17 protein-coding genes and 1 riboswitch are annotated in these 16,404 nt (G+C 48.1%); of the genes, 8 read left to right on the top strand and 9 right to left on the bottom strand.

Annotation, left to right across the window (positions count from 1 at the left end):
- Nucleotides 1-226: 226 nt before the first annotated feature.
- Entirely contained in the window at nt 227-943 is a 717-nt protein-coding gene (arcA, locus tag IE064_RS15590) for a two-component system response regulator ArcA (protein WP_189618667.1), read from the bottom strand.
- 518 nt (nt 944-1,461) lie between these two features.
- Between arcA and IE064_RS15585 the strand changes: the two genes are divergently transcribed.
- The 3 genes from IE064_RS15585 to IE064_RS15575 all read left to right on the top strand — a co-directional run bounded on the left by IE064_RS15585 (nt 1,462) and on the right by IE064_RS15575 (nt 4,760).
- Entirely contained in the window at nt 1,462-1,893 is a 432-nt protein-coding gene (locus IE064_RS15585) for a DUF3293 domain-containing protein (protein WP_189618666.1), read from the top strand.
- 97 nt (nt 1,894-1,990) lie between these two features.
- Nucleotides 1,991-2,165: riboswitch (Lysine riboswitch) on the top strand.
- Nucleotides 2,166-2,292: 127 nt separating this feature from the next.
- The gene (gene lysC, locus IE064_RS15580; protein WP_189618665.1) at nt 2,293-3,660 is read left to right on the top strand and encodes a lysine-sensitive aspartokinase 3; all 1,368 of its coding nucleotides are present in this window, start codon (nt 2,293-2,295) and stop codon (nt 3,658-3,660) included.
- On the top strand, nt 3,660-4,760 hold the full coding sequence (locus IE064_RS15575; protein ID WP_189618664.1) for a succinylglutamate desuccinylase/aspartoacylase family protein: 1,101 nt from the start codon (nt 3,660-3,662) through the stop codon (nt 4,758-4,760). Before lysC ends, IE064_RS15575 begins: the two co-directional genes overlap by 1 nt.
- Nucleotides 4,761-4,807: 47 nt before the next feature.
- On the opposite strand, the gene asnC is transcribed toward IE064_RS15575, so the two are convergent.
- The 5 genes from asnC to IE064_RS15550 all read right to left on the bottom strand — a co-directional run bounded on the left by asnC (nt 4,808) and on the right by IE064_RS15550 (nt 7,402).
- On the bottom strand, nt 4,808-5,269 hold the full coding sequence (asnC, locus tag IE064_RS15570; protein ID WP_133037804.1) for a transcriptional regulator AsnC: 462 nt from the start codon (nt 5,267-5,269) through the stop codon (nt 4,808-4,810).
- A 114-nt stretch (nt 5,270-5,383) separates the two neighbouring features.
- Nucleotides 5,384-6,085 carry a bifunctional tRNA pseudouridine(32) synthase/23S rRNA pseudouridine(746) synthase RluA gene (gene rluA / locus IE064_RS15565; protein ID WP_268244779.1) on the bottom strand — a complete coding sequence of 234 codons (702 nt, stop codon included), beginning with the start codon at nt 6,083-6,085 and terminating at the stop codon, nt 5,384-5,386.
- Nucleotides 6,086-6,148: 63 nt separating this feature from the next.
- On the bottom strand, nt 6,149-6,442 hold the full coding sequence (locus IE064_RS15560; protein WP_189618662.1) for a hypothetical protein: 294 nt from the start codon (nt 6,440-6,442) through the stop codon (nt 6,149-6,151).
- 19 nt (nt 6,443-6,461) lie between these two features.
- A complete protein-coding gene (locus IE064_RS15555; RefSeq protein ID WP_189618661.1) occupies nt 6,462-6,992 on the bottom strand; it encodes a class I SAM-dependent methyltransferase in 531 nt (176 codons plus the stop codon).
- On the bottom strand, nt 6,989-7,402 hold the full coding sequence (locus tag IE064_RS15550) for a hypothetical protein (protein ID WP_189618660.1): 414 nt from the start codon (nt 7,400-7,402) through the stop codon (nt 6,989-6,991). Before IE064_RS15550 ends, IE064_RS15555 begins: the two co-directional genes overlap by 4 nt.
- Nucleotides 7,403-7,741: 339 nt before the next feature.
- Between IE064_RS15550 and IE064_RS15545 the strand changes: the two genes are divergently transcribed.
- The gene (locus IE064_RS15545) at nt 7,742-9,532 is read left to right on the top strand and encodes a flavocytochrome c (protein ID WP_189618659.1); all 1,791 of its coding nucleotides are present in this window, start codon (nt 7,742-7,744) and stop codon (nt 9,530-9,532) included.
- A gap of 167 nt (nt 9,533-9,699) precedes the next feature.
- Complete coding sequence (locus IE064_RS15540) at nt 9,700-10,695, top strand: 2-hydroxyacid dehydrogenase (protein ID WP_189618658.1); 996 nt, start codon at nt 9,700-9,702, stop codon at nt 10,693-10,695.
- 27 nt (nt 10,696-10,722) lie between these two features.
- Here the strand turns inward: IE064_RS15540 and IE064_RS15535 are convergent, their stop codons facing one another.
- On the bottom strand, nt 10,723-11,268 hold the full coding sequence (locus IE064_RS15535) for a mechanosensitive ion channel family protein (RefSeq protein WP_133037977.1): 546 nt from the start codon (nt 11,266-11,268) through the stop codon (nt 10,723-10,725).
- 99 nt (nt 11,269-11,367) lie between these two features.
- On the opposite strand from IE064_RS15535, the gene IE064_RS15530 reads away from it, so the two are divergent.
- The 3 genes from IE064_RS15530 to ahpF all read left to right on the top strand — a co-directional run bounded on the left by IE064_RS15530 (nt 11,368) and on the right by ahpF (nt 14,460).
- Complete coding sequence (locus IE064_RS15530) at nt 11,368-12,117, top strand: spermidine synthase (protein WP_189618657.1); 750 nt, start codon at nt 11,368-11,370, stop codon at nt 12,115-12,117.
- 134 nt (nt 12,118-12,251) lie between these two features.
- A complete protein-coding gene (gene ahpC, locus IE064_RS15525) occupies nt 12,252-12,818 on the top strand; it encodes an alkyl hydroperoxide reductase subunit C (protein WP_133037796.1) in 567 nt (188 codons plus the stop codon).
- 79 nt (nt 12,819-12,897) lie between these two features.
- Entirely contained in the window at nt 12,898-14,460 is a 1,563-nt protein-coding gene (gene ahpF, locus IE064_RS15520; protein WP_189618656.1) for an alkyl hydroperoxide reductase subunit F, read from the top strand.
- A gap of 62 nt (nt 14,461-14,522) precedes the next feature.
- Here the strand turns inward: ahpF and IE064_RS15515 are convergent, their stop codons facing one another.
- Together IE064_RS15515 and IE064_RS15510 are read right to left on the bottom strand one after the other, a co-directional pair.
- Nucleotides 14,523-14,726, bottom strand: coding sequence for a cytoplasmic protein (locus IE064_RS15515; protein WP_189618655.1), 204 nt, complete (start codon nt 14,724-14,726; stop codon nt 14,523-14,525).
- Between the two features lie 100 nt (nt 14,727-14,826).
- Nucleotides 14,827-16,233 carry a cytochrome C biosynthesis protein gene (locus tag IE064_RS15510; protein WP_189618654.1) on the bottom strand — a complete coding sequence of 469 codons (1,407 nt, stop codon included), beginning with the start codon at nt 16,231-16,233 and terminating at the stop codon, nt 14,827-14,829.
- Nucleotides 16,234-16,404: the final 171 nt, after the last annotated feature.

Here is a 16,404-nt window from a genome sequence, read left to right as displayed (position 1 = left end):
GGCCAATAAGATGAAAGTTTGACTTGCCTAAATCGATACCGAGTACTTGAATAAACATGATGGTCTACCTCCTGTCTAGCCTAATCTCAGCATAGTTGCTGAGAAGGGAGGCGGACCATCACATTAAACCCGCCATATGGCGGGTTTTTTATTTTAAACAAAACAACTAATATAAAAAAGCCAGCATGGTGGCTGGCTTAATAGGTAATGCAGCAGTAGTAAATGGTTAGGCTTCTAGGTGACCGCAGAAGCGATAACCTTCACCGTGAATGGTCGCGATAATTTCAGGTGTGTCTTTGTGGCTTTCAAAATGTTTGCGAATGCGGCGGATAGTCACATCAACGGTACGGTCGTGTGGTTTCAGCTCGCGGCCGGTCATTTTCAGCAGTAGCTCTGCGCGGGTGAGGATCTTGCCGGGATTCTCTACGAAGTGCAGCATAGCGCGGAATTCGCTCCGTGGCAGCTTGTAGGATTCGCCTTCAGGGCTTACCAGTGAGCGACTGTTGATATCCAGACTCCAGCCATTGAATTTATAGCTTTCAACCGTAGATTTCTCTTCCGGCTCTGAACTACCTGTAGTGACGCGAGTCAGCAGATTACGAGCACGGATAGTCAGCTCACGCGGGTTAAAAGGTTTAGTGATGTAATCATCGGCACCGATTTCCAGACCGAGGATCTTATCAACTTCGTTATCACGACCAGTCAAGAAGATCAGACCAATGTTATTGATTTCCCTTAACTCTCTGGCAAGTAATAGACCGTTCTTACCGGGGAGATTGATATCCATAACTACCAGATTGATCTTGTTATCTTGGAGGGCTTTATGCATTTCTGCGCCATCATTGGCTTCAGTAACAACATATCCTTCGGCTTCGAAAATACTTCTCAGCGTGTTACGGGTAACGGCTTCGTCTTCTACGATAAGAATGTGCGGGTTCTGCATATCATTTACCTAATAAATCAGATGGTCCTAACCACGAGCGGAGCTCATGTCCAGTTGTTGTTCTATGAATCCTGACGGCTTCATACCTGCATATTGGTGAAAACCAAGTTACATCGTCGGCACTTCATGATTAGTTGAATTTTGGCATACGGTTGTTACCGATACGCGAATTGTATTAACTGAGATACTCCAAGATAGATTTAGTTCCTGATTTCCATGGATATCCAGTTTATTTGTCTCCGAGACTTTTAGATGGCTCGGAGCGTTTTGGTCAGACACAGTGACTGCCGTATCCGGCGGCCCGCATAAACATGACCGAAATGTGACTCATGGTGATATTGTACTCTTATTGTGCATTTGTTAACAAATGAAATGTTAACAAATGGAGCTGCCATTCAGCGGAAAGTCAGCAAAAAACCATAGAGTAGTAGCAAATTTACAACGCAATGTTTCGGAGACTAGGTGAGTCGCCAAGCTTTTGCTAAACTAGCGCAGGTTACTTCAGAGGCTGCTGATTGATGGACGACGTATTTGAACAGCTGTGGCAACATTATCTCGATAGCTGCTTTTTATTGAGCCAGCCCCTTTCCTCTTCATCTCCTTTTGCAATCATCACCGCTTATAACCCCTTGGGGCAGGTACTGGAACCTTGCCAGAATCGGTTACGAGATCGCGCACTTCAATGCGATATTGAACAATTGCGGGTGCCCTACAGGATGATTATTGGCGCCGCTGCTGATCTCAGCCATATGGAAAAGAGCTGGGCTTTATTTGTCAGTAAGACACAAGCGACTGCGCTTGCTAAAAAGTACCAGCAGAATGCTTTTTACTATGTGGATGCTGGTGTGTTGTCTCTGATCCCCTGTCTGGCAGGTGATCGGCAACAAGTGATAGGGGACTTCAGCCAACATGTCAGAGTTGTCTCTGAGTTACCTGAAATTTGTGATTGAATTTCAGTTTGCCGTTGATAAATTTTCAACCGTCTAAAATCTCATTGACTTCTGTCGACGATTGTTGCTAAGGTCAGCTTCCCCGCGTTATCAGTGGGGAAACAGAAGAGGAGCGTTAACTAGGTAGTGAACTCGAGGAGGCCATTCTCCAGCGACAGTTCATGAGGGAGATTAACGCCGAGGCTACAGGATCATTGGCAGATCCTTTGGTCGGTCGTTCAGGCTGAATCCTGATGACTGTCACCTTTTTTTGGTGGAGAGCTTCTGGTGAGGATCACTTTTCCCTTCTCAGGGTGCCTTTGTATCAGCGCCAGGCTCTTCGAACGAAATTTGTTCGGAGCAGATCATGAATTCAACGCAGTTTTCCTTGTTACCTCCAGCGATAGCGGAGGTGTGTCAATGTCTTTAGTGGTTGCCAAATTTGGTGGTACATCTGTCGCTGATTATGTTGCGATGGGTCGTTGTGCCGATATTGTGCTTGCCAATTCTGCTACTCGTTTAGTGGTGGTCAGTGCCTCCAGCGGCGTGACCAATCTGTTAGTGGAACTGGCACAACCGGGTGTCACCGAATTGCAGCGTTTGGCGGTACTCAAAAAAATCGCCGCTATTCAATATGCCATTGTTGACCGGTTGCCTCGTAGCGATGACGTGGCTGCGACGATTGATACCTTGCTGACGCGTGTCGACGTTTTGAGTCAGCAATTACTACAACAAACCGATAAAGCACTGATAGATGAGTTACTCTCATTAGGTGAACGATGTTCTTCTGTATTGTTCGCGGCGGTTTTAAGGGAAAAAGGCGCGATTGCCCGTGCTTTTGATGTGCGGCAGGTATTACGTACCGACAGTAATTTTGGCAAGGCAGAGCCGCAGATAGCGGAAATCCGTCACTTAACTCAAGCGCAATTGCAGCCTCTGCTTAAGCAGCAATTGCTGGTGACTCAGGGGTTTATTGGTGCCGATGCGCAAGGACAAACGACGACGCTTGGGCGTGGTGGCAGTGACTATTCGGCCGCGCTACTGGCAGAAGCCTTAGATGCTGACGCTGTGGAGATTTGGACTGATGTTGCCGGGATCTATACGACAGACCCCCGCTTGGCACCTAACGCTAAACCAATCCCCGAAATTAGCTTCAATGAAGCCGCTGAAATGGCGACATTTGGGGCTAAAGTGCTCCATCCGGCCACCATTCTGCCAGCTGTAAGACAGCAGATCCAAGTGTTTGTTGGCTCTAGCAAAGAGCCGGAAAAAGGGGGCACTTGGATTCGGCATCAGGTGGAAAATCCGCCAGTATATCGCGCGGTTGCTTTAAGACGCGATCAAACACTACTGAATCTGCATAGTTTGCAGATGCTACATGCTCAAGGCTTTTTGGCGGAAACTTTCGCTACGTTGGCTCGTCATAAAATTTCTGTAGATCTGATTACGACTTCTGAAGTGAACGTCTCTCTGACGCTGGACAAAACTGGCTCAGAGTCCAGTGGTCAAGGATTGCTGACGGAAGCTCTGCTGCAGGAGTTATCGCAGCATTGTCGGGTGCGGGTTGAAGATAAACTGGCACTGATAGCGATTATTGGTAACCGGATTGCGTCAACGCCTGGGATCTGTCAGCAGGTGTTTGGGGTGCTAGCGCCGCACAACGTAAGGTTGATATGTCAGGGAGCCAGTCCCCACAATCTGTGTGTACTGGTACATGAAGCCGAAGCCGCCGCTGTGGTCGCCGCATTACATCGAGCACTTTTTGAATGTAGTTCAGAGGCTGCCTGATGCAACCACAATTGCTGGCTGTCGGCGAGCTTGCCGCCGGACAGACACTGACGGTGCCGGTGTATCGATTTATCGGTAGTGACCCTGCGGCACCTTCAGTTTATATCCAAGCCAATGTGCATGGCGCAGAGGTTCAGGGAAATGCCGTGATACTGCAACTGCTGCGGTATTTGCGGCAGTATCCTCCCAAAGGCAATGTCACCTTAGTGCCGTTGGCAAACCCGCTCGGTATTAATCAGAAAAGCGGTGAGTTCACCTTGGGCCGTTTTGACCCCATAACCGGTGAAAATTGGAATCGTCAGTATCTTGATAACCAGTTGTCGTTATCGCATTGGTTGTCGCAACATCAAGGGTATTCTGATTGTGAGTTGGTTGCTGCCTATCGGCAGGCGTTGATAGCCAATTTGCAAACACGACTACAAAGTCCATGGGGGATCACCACCGGGCAACGGCTAGCGTATACGCTGCAATTACTGGCAACTGAAGCGGATATTGTATTGGACCTGCATACCGGGCCTAAGTCCTGTCGTCACCTGTATTGTCCAGAATACCAAAGACATGCAGCAATGCAGTTTTCGATCCCGTTTACCTTGTTCATTCCCAATCTGTTTGGTGGGGCGATGGATGAGGCAATTTTCTGTCCCTGGTGGCGACTGAGCGATTATCTGGCGTCTTGCGGCCGACAATTTGAGATTCCGGTGGTAGCCTTTACGCTGGAATTAGGGGTGCAGGAATTGATCGATATGGCGCAAGCGCAACAGGATGCTCAAGGTATTTTGGCGTTTTTGTCGGTTCGTGGCGTTATCGCTGAACCCCTGCTCCCGCTAGAGATGCCACGATATGGCACTCACTTGAAGAATTATCGCAAGTTCCATGCGCCGCAAGCCGGACTGGTGCAGTATCTGGTCGCGCCAGGAAGTCTGGTAAAGCAAGGCGACCCTCTGGTGCGCTTGTTGCGCTTGGATCTGCCCGAAAGTGAGCAGGAGCAACTACTAACAGCGCCAGAAGCGGGTGCTGCCATTCTGCACTTTGCCTCGGCAGCGGTGCAGCAGGGTACAGAGCTTTATAAGATCATGACCCAACTAACTGAAATTTCATGAGTTGCAACAGTAGGTTGCCTAGCAGCCTACTGTTGGTTGATTTCACATTAGGGTTTTACCGCACGTACGATGGGATTTTGTAGACTGATCAGTGTCTCGGTAGACTGGATCTCGTCAATCGACTGGATGCGATTGATCAGCACATGTTGCAGCGCTTCTATCGACTGGCACATTACTTTGACAAAAATGCTGTAGTTGCCAGTGGTGTAATAAGCTTCCACGACTTCCTCAAGCGCATTCAGCTTCGATATCGCTGCCGGGTAATCGCCTGCACTCTTAAGATTGATGCCGATAAAGCAACACACATCGTATCCCAGAGCTTTGGGATTCACGGTGATCTGTGCTCCTGTGATAATGCCGGCCTGTTTCATTTTCTCTACCCGTACATGGATGGTACCAGCACTGACATTAAAACGTTTGGCCAATTCAGCGAAAGGTGTTCGAGCATCCTGCATTAGCGCTTCAAGGATCTGGTTGTCCAGTTGGTCTCTTTGAAATGATGTATCCACAATCACTTGCCTTTTGTTTTTTTTATCAGGCACAAATTTACGTTTTTTATTGCCATATTACCAGTCAACAGTGCAGTTTTTTGGCAAATACCCCGTAAAGAAATAGTGATAGAGTTATTGGCCAGTTGTGGCTTCTGCAAACGGGAGTCGCGTTTTAAATAGCATGGGTTCGCCGGAGTAGGGATGCTTGAAACTGAGCTCTGCCGCGTGTAGTAATAATCTTGGCGCGAGGGCTCTGGCTTGCGGGTCTGCATAAAAGCCGTCTCCGAGGATAGCATGACCCAATGCCATCATGTGGACTCGCAGTTGATGTGAGCGACCCGTCACTGGCATTAGTTTGACCAGTGTCGATTGCTGACCGTGAGAGATCACTTGGTAATGGGTAACTGACGGTTTGCCTATCTCAAAGTCTACCTTTTGTCGGGGGCGGTTCGGCCAGTCGCAGATGAGTGGTAGATCAATAGTACCTTCTCCCTCAAGATGACCATAAACCCGCGCAAAGTAGACTTTATGGGTTTCGCGTTCCTGAAACTGGCGCTTTAATTCGCGCTCGGCATTGCGTCTTAATGCCAGTAGCAGAATTCCCGATGTCGCCATATCCAATCGGTGCACCACTTGCGCCAATGGCTGCAGTTGCAGCACACGGCTGAAAGCACTGTCATAGTGCTTGGCTTCACGTCCAGGAACAGATAACAATCCCGATGGCTTGTTGATCACCATAATATCCTTATCCTGATACAAAATATCAAGCCAAGGTAGACGTGGTGGCTGGTAGATAAAATCGTTCATCTGGTGGGTCTTGTGTAAAACGGACAGCAAATGTACCTGCCCGGCTTAACTGATGCAAGGATAGGCGCGAGTTATGGCCTAAACCTGTGTTCAGGCGAAGCCGTTACCTGCGAGATGCATAATACAAAAAGTCCATACGACAAACGCTAGTGTACCGTGGACGAAACCGTAGAATGCCTGATCCAGCCGCTTTAGCCCGCCGGCATCCCAGATAAGATACAGGTGCAACCCGAGTATCAATGGGAACAGCAGCAACAATATGGCGATGGCAAATTGATTGGCATCGCCGAAAATAGCGTGTCCAATTAACGCCCAACACACCATAAACGCAGTCAGTATTGGTGGAAGTGCTAGCCGGTATTGCTCCGGGTAAGGAAAAAACATGTGGGCATCCTTCACATCCTCAGTCACTGAACCCAGCAGAATTACGAGCAATTAGCTGTGCTTTTTCCTGTGGCTGAGCATTGTTATTTATTAGCTTTCCCTCAAAGTAATGCAATGTTTCCAGTTTGGCAAATGTGTGTAGCAACTCGGCCTCTTGTAGCAGAAACTCAGGATTACTTGGTTTGCCTAAAGCTGTCTGAGCCCAATTGAAGGTTTCATAAAATAATAATCCTCCGGCTGCCAGTCGTTGTGTAATCCACGGCATCAAAGGGCGATGTAGATAATTAAATACCAACACCACATCAAATTGTCCTAACGCTGGTAGCGCGCCAGATTCCAAATCTGCCTGTAAGAGGTCGCAGTGAGGAAACGCTTCCTGTAATGCAGGAAAAGCCTCAGCGTTGCGGTCAACAAAGGTGACGTCAGCGCCTCTTTCCGCAAACCATGCGCCGTTACGTCCAGAGCCGCAGGCAAGATCTAACACTTTTAATGTGTTAAGTGGTGAATAATTACCCCACGAAAATGCCGTAATTAAATTGGCGGTATTCATCCTTTAATTTCTTCCTTACTATGTATTTGACGGCGATGAATAATTGAGTAATGTCTTAATGATGAGGGACCGTGGGTCACTAATACAGATAATAAAATAATAATAGTGACAAGTTCGACTTTATATTCTGGTACTACTGTGAAACACATCAATATTGCTATTTTTAGTAATGTCAGTACGCCTTTCAGCTGAATAAGCCAACGCCAGTCTCTTACGACTTCCCATAACATCAATAAGCAACCAGTGATCATTGTCATGATCCAATAATTAAGCCATTGTGCATCTGGCACCTGCAGCAAGATACCGCCTCCAGCGCCAGCAACACCTAGTATATGCAACCCTCGTAACGTAGTCTTAGCAATACGTTTTATCTGGAAAAAGCGCTCTGAATGTGGGTCATAGGTGCTCATTCGCTATCCTGCTTCATTAATTTTGATAATTACTAATTTAATCATATAGCAAATATCTGAGTCTTTTAAGTTTTAATTAATAAATGTTTTTCTGGATTGGTGATTATTGCAAATGATTCAACATTAATTGAATCTTAAAACATAATTTACACTCGTGAACATTACTTACAAAAGTATTTTGCTGACCTTTTTGTGATTGAACTAAATAATCATATTATTCCGAAATGCTATCGTTTTTTTGGGAGATATGCCAAATGGCGATATATCGTTCAATTAATTACAAATCCTGTTTGGCGTGACTATTATTATTGCGTTAGCGATTATTTGGAGGAACATTTTATGTTCTCGGCAACTTTGAAACGAACCAGCCTGGCGCTGGCGTTGTCTGGTTTTCTCGTCGGATCGGCATATGCCGCCCCGGAAGTTTTGGCAGATTTCCATCAGCAGATGGGCGACTGTGCGACTTGCCACGTTTCTAAGAGCGGTCCAACTGATGACAACTTGACTCATGAAAATCAACAATGTGTAAGCTGTCATGGCTCTCTGGATGATATGGCGGCCCAAGATGCCACAAAGAAACTGAAAGTTTCTCCACATAAATCTCACCTGATCGGCGACATTGCCTGCACCAGTTGCCACAAAGGCCATGAGAAGTCAGTCGCCTATTGTGATGCCTGCCACAGCTTTGGTTTCGATATGCCATTTGGCGGGAAATGGGAACGTAAGTTTGTGCCTATCGACGTTAATAAAGAGGCACAAGATAAGGCTATCGCAGCAGGTCCTCGAGACACGACTGATGTCGTGATTGTTGGTTCAGGTGGCGCTGGTCTGGCGGCGGCCGTATCTGCCCATGAAAATGGCGCTAAAGTTATCCTGTTGGAAAAAGAACCTTTAGCGGGCGGCAATACTAAGTTGGCCGCAGGTGGTATGAATGCTGCCGAAACCAAGTTTCAGGCGAAGCTAGGCATTAAGGACAAAGTGTCCATCATGATTGATGACACCATGAAAGGGGGCCGCAACATCAATGATCCTGCGTTGGTTAAAGTGCTGGCAGAGGATTCTTCAGATTCTATCGACTGGCTTACCTCTTTAGGTGCCGACATGAGTGATGTTGGCCGTATGGGCGGAGCCAGTGTTAATCGCTCACATCGTCCTACTGGTGGTGCTGGTGTAGGGGCTCACGTTGCACAAGTTTTGTATACCGCAGCCGTAAAAAGTGGCGCGGATATGCGGTTTAATAGCCGGGTAGTGCGCGTACTGGAAGATGCTAGCGGTAATGTCACTGGTGTGTTGGTTGAAGGTAAATACACCGGCTACTACGTGATTAAAGCCAAGGCCGTGATTATGGCTACCGGCGGATTTGCCAAAAATAATGAACGGGTTGCTAAATACGATCCTGCGTTGAAAGGTTTTGCTGCGACTAACCATCCTGGTGCAACCGGTGACGGACTGGATGTTGCATTGGCAGCCGGAGCCGACACCCGCGATTTGAAATATATTCAGGCACACCCAACTTGGTCACCCGTGGGTGGCGTGATGGTTACAGAAGCGGTGCGTGGAAACGGTGCTATTCTGGTGAACCGTGAAGGCGATCGTTTTGTTAACGAAATCACCACTCGCGATAAGGCTTCAGCAGCTATTTTGCAACAGATGGGGGCCAGTGCTTTTCTAGTTTTTGATGATTCAGTACGTAAGAGTTTGAAGAAAATCGATAACTATATTCATCTGGGGATCGTGAACGAGGGTAAAACCATTCAGGAGCTGGCGGCACAACTTAACATGCCCGCTGCGGAACTGGAAAAAACTATTTTGGCATACAATGGCTTTGTTAAGTCTGGTAAAGATAGCCAATTTGAACGTCCTAATCTGCCGCGTGAACTGGCTACTGCACCTTACTATGCCATAGAGGTTAAGCCAGCAGTGCACCACAGCATGGGTGGGGTGAAGATTGATACTCAAGCCGAAGTGCTCAATAAAGATGGCAAAGCCATTAAGGGACTGTTTGCCGCAGGTGAAGCTACTGGCGGTGTTCACGGTGCTAACCGTTTGGGTGGCAACGCGATCTCTGACATTGTGACCTTTGGCCGAATTGCGGGTGCCTCAGCGGCAAAATTTGTCAAAGCGAACTAATATAAGCTCCGAGCAATTAGTACGACACGGCGATGTTAATTCATCGTCCCCCCCTAAAAGCGGACGGTCAGGCGTCCGCTTTTCTTTTCTAGGCTTGGGCGCTTGCTCAAGACAGCTCGTCATTTTTCCAATACACTGCAGTGAGCAGCCATGATTGGGAGCGGCAGATGAGGATCGGTTTTTTCAGCGCCAAACGTTACGACATTCAACACTTTTCAGAGATGAATCAACGCTTGAACTTGGATGCCAAGATAGAGTTTTTTGATTATCGACTGTGTCAGCAAACAGTGAAGCTGGCATTGGGCTTTGAAGTGATATGTGCTTTTGTTAACGATGATCTGTGTGAACATACGTTGACGGAACTGTATGCCAGTGGCACACGGGTGATCGCCATGCGTTGTGCTGGGTTTAATAACGTAGATCTTGAGGTTGCCAAACGCTTGGGGCTGAAGGTGGTCAATGTGCCGGCTTACTCACCAGAATCTGTCGCCGAACATACGGTGGCACTCATGCTTACTCTGAATCGAAAAATCCATAAAGCTTATCAGCGTACCCGCGATGCCAATTTTTCATTGGAGGGATTGGTGGGTTTTAATATGTATGGCAAAACGGTAGGGGTTGTTGGTACCGGGAAAATTGGTTTAGCCACCATTAGAATTCTGCTTGGTTTTGGCTGTAAAGTGCTCGCATTTGATCCTTATCCAAACCCCCTTGTTGTCGAATTAGGCGCTGTCTATACCGATTTGGACAGTATGTTTAGCCAAAGCGATATCATCAGCTTACATTGCCCGCTCACCAAGGATAACCACCATCTACTGAATGCCGCTAGTTTTGCCAAGATGAAACCCGGCATGATGGTAATTAACACTAGCCGCGGTGGTTTGCTTAACGCTGTGGATGCGATGGAAGCACTGAAACTTGGGCAAGTTGGTGCTTTGGGCATGGATGTTTATGAAAATGAAAAAGAGCTGTTTTTCGAAGACAAATCCAATGAAGTCATCCTAGATGATGTGTTTCGGCGGTTATCCGCGTGCCACAACGTGATTTTTACCGGGCATCAGGCGTTTTTGACTCGTGAGGCGTTGGAGAACATTGCCGAGACTACACTTACGAATGTGCAGCAGGTGTTAGCCGGTCAGCAATGCCACAATGAACTGTTCTGAGCCCATGTTGCCCGTGCGCGCCAGGCCTTATGCCTGGCGGTGTTCCTCTTCCACTTGTTGTGTTTTTATCAACTCAGCGGCCTGAGTTTGCTGTGGTTTGAGCTTTAAGACCGCTCGCTGCAGCACTAAGCTGTTGGGATAGGTAATGGTGTCACCATTGTCTCGCTTGATCAGCAGGTGGAACAGCGCGACTTCCTGCAGTATGCCACTGATGTCTTCATCAGCATCAACAATGCGAATACGTTCGCCAACCTTGTATGGAAAAACAAAGAAAATCAGGATCCCCGCCGTCAGATTGCTGAGAATTGACCACTGGGCAAACAGTGCCACGCCTAACACGGCAAAGGCGGAGGATACAAACAGTGACACATCTTGATACCCTAGACCCAGCGAAATAGCCATCAAGGACAATGTAAGAAAAAACAGCAGGATAGTGATAAACTTGCTCACCAAACTGACCCTAGCAGTGTTGATATGCTTGAGTTGGCCATATTCGCGTACACCTTTTGTCAACCGGCGTTGAATAAACGCAAAGCCAGTCAGATATAAAATCACGATTAAAATATTGGTCATCATGCGTTTCGACTCCCGCGAGGTTAACCTGTATGCTGTGGCTCCCATGTTAACGGCATTGTGCCCCATATTTAAAGGCTACTTGGCGGAGATGTACTAATGAGCGAATACCGGATGTTAGTCAACGCCGAAGACGAATGGGGGCCGGTCACAGTGTTGGAAGATGCAGAGCTACGCATCTTGGCGTTTGGTGAGCACGATGAACAAAGTAAACTGCTGAAAGCCACTCCCCATATTCCCCGACACACTTATCTACGAGCGATGCTGTTGGCCTTGCTATTTACTGAGCCTCGCAGTGTCATGGTATTGGGACTTGGTGGCGGTGTTCTCATCCATGCTTTACGGCAATTTGACGCGGCTATCCGCATCACGGCCGTTGAGCTAAGACCCTTGGTGATTGATTTTTGTAAGCGCTATTTCCGCTTACCGTTGTCGAAAAAGCTGACATTGATAGAAGCGGATGCGCTGGTGTACTTGGCCCAGTCATCGCATAAGCGCGTGGATATGCTGTTTTGTGATCTGTTTGATGGGCAAGGGATTGCAGCCGGTGCGTTATCAACCGTTTTTTTGCAGCAATGCCAGCGGCAACTGAAAGCGGACGGGATCTTGGTGCTTAACTGTTGGAAAGAACACAGCAAGGATGTGGCACTGTTAGCCAAATTGCAGGCGTTGTTTCCTGAAATATATGCCTGTCTTACTGGCAGTGGCAATTGGGTGGTATTTGCTTCTGCCAACCCCTTGCTGGCCGGGCAGGCCGAACTGAAACGTCAAGCGGCAGAATTATCGCAACGACTGGGATTTGAACTGCAACTGTCATTGAACCGATTTGGTCGTTGGCAAAACATATGATTCTGTAAAAGCGATTATAACGATAGTTTTTATCTGTTTTATTATTCTACATCCACTGACTATTATCACTCCCAACAACAGGACAGCGACGAACGTTGTCCTCTGTATCCAACCAAAAATATGGGAGTTTTCACATGGTTCAGTCACTGAATACCGCTGTTAAGCCTTTTACCGCCACCGCATTCCACAATGGTGAATTTGTCGAAGTTACCGAACAGAATTTGCTGGGCAAATGGTCTGTTGTGTTCTTCTATCCTGCAGACTTCACCTTCGTATGTCCAACTGAACTGGGTGATCTGGCCGATCACTACGACCAGTTACAGAAACTGGGTGTAGAAGTTTACTCAGTGTCTACCGACACTCATTTCACTCACAAAGCTTGGCACGACAGCTCCGAAACTATCGGCAAGATCAAATACTACATGGTAGGCGACCAGACCGGCACTATCAGCAATAACTTCGGTGTGATGCGTGAAGGCCAAGGCCTAGCTGACCGCGCCACTTTCGTCATTGACCCAGAAGGTGTTATTCAGGCCATCGAAGTCACCGCTGAAGGTATCGGTCGTGATGCGGAAGACCTGTTACGTAAGATCAAAGCCGCACAGTATGTAGCAGCGCACCCAGGTGAAGTGTGCCCAGCCAAATGGCGTGAAGGTGAAGCCACTCTGGCGCCATCTCTGGACCTAGTAGGTAAAATCTAAAACTGCATCCCCTCCGGCTCGTCCGTTACGGCGGCGGGCCGGACTCTGTTAATTCCTTTTCTTTTCACAGGACACGTTCATGTTAGACGCTAATTTGAAAAAACAACTGGACAGCTATCTGCAGTATATCAAGCAGCCGATTGAGCTGAGCGTGTCCAGTAATGATACTGATAAATCCCGCGAAGTATTGGCGTTGGCACAGGAATTGGCGGCAATGTCCGACAAGATCTCGCTGTCGCAGGTGAACAATGCGCGTACGCCAAGTATGGCGGTGGCACCAAAAGGACAATCGCCTCGCGTCAATTTTGCCGGGGTGCCAATGGGGCACGAATTTACCTCGCTGGTATTAGCGCTGTTACAAGCTGGAGGTCATCCATCCAAGGCCGCGCCAGAACTGTTAACGCAGATCCGCAACTTGCCCGGTGAATATCATTTCGAAACCTATATTTCGCTGTCATGCCATAACTGTCCCGATGTAGTACAGGCGTTGAACCTGATGGCAAGCCTTAACTCGAATATCACGCACGTGATGATCGATGGGGCATTGTTCCAAGAAGAGGTCAATCAACGTGGCGTAATGGCCGTACCCGCCGTGTTCCTCAATGGTGAACATTTCGGTCAGGGCCGGATGACACTGGAAGAGATTGTTAGCAAAGTTGATAGCGGTGCCACTGCACAAAAAGCGGCAGCACTGAATGACAAACCAGTTTACGACGTGTTGGTTGTGGGTGGTGGCCCAGCAGGTGCAGCTGCAGCAATTTATGCCGCACGTAAAGGCATTCGTACCGGTTTGGTGGCCGAACGCTTTGGTGGTCAGGTGATGGATACCGTCGGTATTGAGAATTTTATCTCCGTCCCTTATACCGAAGGACCTAAACTGTCTGCCGCACTGGAGCAGCACGTGAAAGATTACGGCGTGGATATCATTACGGGTCAACGTGCAGCGCAGATCCGCCGTGATAATCACATTGCCGTGGCGTTAGAAAGCGGTGCCACACTCAACAGTAAAAGTGTGATTTTGGCGACAGGTGCCCGCTGGCGTGAATTAGGTGTACCTGGTGAAGTCGAATATCGCACCAAGGGTGTTGCTTATTGTCCGCACTGTGATGGCCCTTTTTTCAAAGGTAAGAAAGTAGCGGTGATTGGTGGCGGTAACTCAGGCATTGAAGCTGCTATCGATCTGGCCGGTATTGTGGAACACGTGACAGTGCTGGAGTTTGCCGATACATTGCGGGCTGATGATGTGTTGGTGAAAAAAGCTAAATCACTGAGCAATGTCGATATTATCACCAGTGCCCAGACCACCGAAGTCATCGGTGATGGTAGTAAAGTCACCGCGCTGGCTTACAAGGATCGCCACAGTGGCGAGCAAAAACAGTTGGCATTGTCTGGGATTTTTGTCCAGATAGGCTTGGTGCCTAACACTGGTTTCCTCAAAGAAAGTGAGATTGAGCTGACCCGCTTTGGTGAAGTGATTGTTGACACCAAAGGTGCGACTTCCATGCCCGGTGTTTTTGCTGCCGGAGATGCGACGACTGTACCTTACAAGCAGATCATTATCTCAATGGGAACAGGGGCTACCGCCGCCTTGAGTGCTTTTGATTATCTAATCCGCTACTCAAGTGACGAAAAAGCGGCCTAAGCGACTCTCTACAGCGAAAAAACCGGCTAATGCCGGTTTTTTACTAATGGAGATGTAAAACATTAGGCTGTAGTGTTGATGATGCTGCCTATCGGCCCGTCAGTTGTTGCGGCAGCATTGGCTTGCGGCGGTGTCGCCGCTTCAATTAACTGCAGTGCCACTTGTCCTTGCGCTTGCTGCTGTTGCTTAGCTAACTGCGCAACTTTTACTGCAATTGTTAACTGCACATCGCCAGCGATGGGCTGCGAATTAATGGAACCTGCCATTAACATCCCCCTGAGTGATAACCGATGTTGTTACTTTAGCGACGATTAGCTCATTAAACAAACCCGGCATTGCCGGGTTTGTGACTGTTGTACACCAAACCTATAGCGCACGGGTCTTCTTTTGTCTGCGTTCAAGGATTTTGCGGGTCGTGGCAATGACGATGGTGACAACAACTGCCCCGAGGATCAAACTGATGGCTACGGTAACACTTTGTAAAGCGGTCGGGTCAACCGCCAGTGTGCCACCCAATCCCAACATCATCACCCCAGACATCAGTTTCAGCGTCTGGCCTTCTTTCTCGGTCAGTTTGCGTTTGCCAAGCGTCATGCTGAAGGCGATCACAATAGCAATCAAAGGGATAACGTACACCACATTGTAGAACACCAGATACATATAGCGTTCCATGGTGGGGAAGTTATGCATCGACAGCACACTGGTATAAATCATCGGGAATCCTGCGGTACACAGTAATTCATAGGCATTGGCAAGAATTGCCAGTACGGTTGTACCAATAATCATGGTGGTTAGACTGGAAGCGCTGGACAGTTTGCCCATGCGCTTGATCAGGCTGGTGCGGTTTTCCGCCGACATGGACAGGCTAACTTCACCCTTAGTAAAGAAATAGTCCTTAATATTGATGGAGCCAGCCACCAGCGCCAATAGCCCGGCCACTAGAATAATCATGCTGCCATCACTGGCACCTAGCAGTTCAAATACATTAAGCCAGGCACTCATAAACAACAGATAGATAAAACCGGAAAAGAACACAAAGATTCCGCCTACCAGTAACATACGACGGCGGCTCTTAGCGTTGACCATGATGGACAATAAAAAGAGCAGTACGAAGAAAGCACAGGGATTGAACGCATCGACGCCTGCCAACACCAGTGTCAGAATCGGCATTGACATGGTGTCAGGCGTCACCACACCTAATAGCGGTAGCTCAACGGGCTGTATATCGGATGGCGCAACCGCTGTGGCATCACAGGTGCCATCGCCACTATCGCTGGCGCAGGTGCCAAAGGGGGATTCCGCTTCAGAAGTAACCGCTGGCGCATTAGCTGCAGTGGTGTCAGGCATCTCTTCCGCTGTCAAAGTGCCACCCTGTTCCAGATAGCAGCTCTTAAGGCGATTCAGTAAAAATTCACCTGTCACTTCTCTACTGGAATAACCAATAACCGTTTTGCCGCAAACTGCCATAAACGGCACTGAACGGGCTTGGGTGTTGGTCGCGTCCGCTAGCTGTTGCCACATCTCTTGTGTGCCACTGTCACCCACCATGTAGGTATGCAGTTCAATCCACGGATATTTCTGGGGCAACGAATCAATAAAAGGGTGTGCTTCTTTACAGTGTGGACAGGTCTTAGACCAAACAAAATATAATGGAATTTTCAGTTGTCCCTGAGCATCCACTTTGTGCCATTCAACCGTATTTTCAGCAGCAGCTGCGTTATTCAGCACCAGACCGCAACTCAGCAGTAGGCAGAGCATCAACGTCCTGAACATATAAAACCTGCTCGTATGAAGAATTAAAAGAATCTGTTTTAGCCGATGAGGATAAAACTTACCGATATTCAATGTACAACAGCCATCGCACCCGCTTAATGTTGGAGCGGTAAATCTGTTAGCGGCATCGTAAAAGTTGTCAAAGTGAGATGCCGGAAGAGCTGTGGATCT

This window comes from Shewanella fodinae (assembly GCF_014651955.1).
Taxonomy (GTDB): Bacteria; Pseudomonadota; Gammaproteobacteria; order Enterobacterales; family Shewanellaceae; genus Shewanella; species Shewanella fodinae.
The sequence above is the reverse complement of the archived record's forward strand: the minus strand, read 5'-3'. Positions and strand labels throughout refer to the sequence as shown.

What these genes read in the sequence shown, in the direction of transcription:
- arcA (WP_189618667.1), bottom strand. Translation starts at nt 943, where the DNA reads ATGCAGAACCCGCACATTCTTATCGTAGAAGACGAAGCCGTTACCCGT.
- IE064_RS15585 (WP_189618666.1), top strand. Translation starts at nt 1,462, where the DNA reads ATGGACGACGTATTTGAACAGCTGTGGCAACATTATCTCGATAGCTGC.
- lysC (WP_189618665.1), top strand. Translation starts at nt 2,293, where the DNA reads ATGTCTTTAGTGGTTGCCAAATTTGGTGGTACATCTGTCGCTGATTAT.
- IE064_RS15575 (WP_189618664.1), top strand. Translation starts at nt 3,660, where the DNA reads ATGCAACCACAATTGCTGGCTGTCGGCGAGCTTGCCGCCGGACAGACA.
- IE064_RS15560 (WP_189618662.1), bottom strand. Translation starts at nt 6,442, where the DNA reads ATGTTTTTTCCTTACCCGGAGCAATACCGGCTAGCACTTCCACCAATA.
- IE064_RS15555 (WP_189618661.1), bottom strand. Translation starts at nt 6,992, where the DNA reads ATGAATACCGCCAATTTAATTACGGCATTTTCGTGGGGTAATTATTCA.
- IE064_RS15550 (WP_189618660.1), bottom strand. Translation starts at nt 7,402, where the DNA reads ATGAGCACCTATGACCCACATTCAGAGCGCTTTTTCCAGATAAAACGT.
- IE064_RS15545 (WP_189618659.1), top strand. Translation starts at nt 7,742, where the DNA reads ATGTTCTCGGCAACTTTGAAACGAACCAGCCTGGCGCTGGCGTTGTCT.
- IE064_RS15540 (WP_189618658.1), top strand. Translation starts at nt 9,700, where the DNA reads ATGAGGATCGGTTTTTTCAGCGCCAAACGTTACGACATTCAACACTTT.
- IE064_RS15535 (WP_133037977.1), bottom strand. Translation starts at nt 11,268, where the DNA reads ATGACCAATATTTTAATCGTGATTTTATATCTGACTGGCTTTGCGTTT.
- IE064_RS15530 (WP_189618657.1), top strand. Translation starts at nt 11,368, where the DNA reads ATGAGCGAATACCGGATGTTAGTCAACGCCGAAGACGAATGGGGGCCG.
- ahpC (WP_133037796.1), top strand. Translation starts at nt 12,252, where the DNA reads ATGGTTCAGTCACTGAATACCGCTGTTAAGCCTTTTACCGCCACCGCA.
- ahpF (WP_189618656.1), top strand. Translation starts at nt 12,898, where the DNA reads ATGTTAGACGCTAATTTGAAAAAACAACTGGACAGCTATCTGCAGTAT.
- IE064_RS15515 (WP_189618655.1), bottom strand. Translation starts at nt 14,726, where the DNA reads ATGGCAGGTTCCATTAATTCGCAGCCCATCGCTGGCGATGTGCAGTTA.
- IE064_RS15510 (WP_189618654.1), bottom strand. Translation starts at nt 16,233, where the DNA reads ATGTTCAGGACGTTGATGCTCTGCCTACTGCTGAGTTGCGGTCTGGTG.